This window comes from Achromobacter sp., from assembly GCF_036567245.1.
Classification (GTDB): Bacteria; Pseudomonadota; Gammaproteobacteria; order Burkholderiales; family Burkholderiaceae_B; genus Achromobacter.
The window spans coordinates 1-1,763 of sequence record NZ_DATCUY010000719.1; the positions used below are offsets into that span (position 1 = coordinate 1).

Annotated in this window: 2 protein-coding genes; one reads left to right on the forward strand and one right to left on the reverse strand. The window is 68.1% G+C overall.

The genetic code is table 11. The annotated features are described in order from the left end of the window. Positions 1 to 427, forward strand: a 427-nt coding sequence (locus VIR09_RS31140; RefSeq protein ID WP_332016378.1) for an alpha/beta fold hydrolase, incomplete at its 5' end; no start/stop codon positions are given. A gap of 30 nt (positions 428 to 457) precedes the next feature. Here the strand turns inward: VIR09_RS31140 and VIR09_RS31145 are convergent. Continuing rightward, positions 458 to 1,763: D-amino acid dehydrogenase (locus VIR09_RS31145; RefSeq protein ID WP_332016379.1), on the reverse strand; the 1,306-nt coding region annotated here is incomplete at its 5' end.

Below are 1,763 nucleotides of genomic sequence, written 5' to 3' on the forward strand. Positions count from 1 at the left end.
GCAGGACTGGGTCAGCCCCCGCCTGCAGGCGCTGCAGGCGGTGGGCGGCGGCCAGTCCATGGACCGGTTGGCCCAGGCCCTCGTGCCCCGCTTCATCGGCAGCGGCGCCTTGCCCGAAGGCGTGCGGCTGGCGGGCCATGCTTTGGCGCAGGTGTATCCGGCCACCTACCGGCGGGCATTGGAACTGCTGGCGCTGTTTGACCGCGATGCCGCGGCGTTCTGGCGCCTGGCGATGCCCACCTTGCTGCTGGGCGGCGCCATGGACCCCTGCACGCCACCCGCTGCGCTGCAGGCCCTGGCCCAGGTGCTGCCCGATGCCCGCCACCAGAGCCTGGCGCATGTTGGCCACTGGCCGCAACTGGAAGACCCGGACGGATTTGACGCTGCGTTGCTGGCCTTTCTGGCCGAGCAGCGGCAACTGCACTGAGCGGGGCGGCTTCAGGCCGGGAACACGCGCTCAGGCGGCGGCGATGGTGCGCCGGGTCGGCGCCGATTCAGCGCCCAGAAAGCTGAAGTTCATTGCGGGCTGCGCGCCGCTGATCAGCTCGGCCAGGGCCTTGCCCGAGCCGGCACCATGCGTCCAGCCCAGCGTGCCATGGCCGGCATTCACCCACAGCTTGCCTACGCGCGTGCGGCCGATGAACGGGATGTTGGTGGGCGTGGCCGGGCGCAGGCCGGTCCAGTATTGCGGATTGCCGCCCTGTTCGGGCGTGCGGGTGTCGCACACGCCGGGCAGGATTTCCTCGATGCGGCGCGACAGCATGTGGCAGCGCGCGCGGGCCACGGGGCTGTCCAGCGACAGGTCGAACCCGCCCAGCTCGATGGTGCCGGCCACGCGCAGCACGTCGCCCAGGCGGCTCATGGCGATTTTCTTGCCGTCGTCGATGGTCGAGACCATGGGCGCACCCTCGGGCCGCAGCAGCGCGAAGGTGGCGCTGTAGCCCTTGCCAGGGTAGATGGGCAGATCCACGCCCACGGTGCGCAGCAGCGGCGCACTGTACGAGCCGCAGGCCACCACGATGGCGTCGCCCTTCAATATGAAGTCTTTTTTGCCACCAGCGCCCGATTGGCGTGCGGTGATAGCTACTGAATCAATAGCATTGCCAATCTTGTTCAGGCGCAACACATCGTGGCCATACAGAAACTGCGCGCCGCGCTCTGCGCAGCGGCGGGCCAGCTGTTGCGTGAAAACGCGGGCGTCGCCGCTTTCGTCGGTGCTGGTGTAGGTGCCGCCGGTGATGCGGTCGCCATAGGCCTTGAAGGCGGGCTCGATCTGCAGCAGCTCGTCGCGGCTGACCAGGCGGCGCTGCACGCCGTGCTTGCGCATTAGCTCGACCGCGTGGCCCGCGTCGTCCAGTGATTTCTGGTCGGTGTAGAAATGCGCAATGCCGCGTTCAAGGCGGTGGTATTCGATGCCGGTGGTGCGCACCACGTCTTTCAGGGCCGCATGGCTGTAGGCACCCAGCGCCACGATCTGCTGCACGTTGCGCTCGAACGCCGTGTCGTTGCACTGCGCTAGGAACTTCAGGCCCCAGCGCCATTGATCCCAGTCGAGCTGGGGCCGAAACAGCAGCGGCGCTTCCTTGTCGAACATCCACTTGAGCGCCTTCCAAGGCGCTGCGCGGTTGGCCCAGGGCTCGCAGTAGCTCACCGAGATCTGCGCCGCGTTGGCGAAACTGGTCTCCAGCGCCGCATCGGGCTGGCGGTCGACCACGACCACGTCATGTCCGCGCTCCAGCAGATGCCAGGCGGTGCTGATGCCA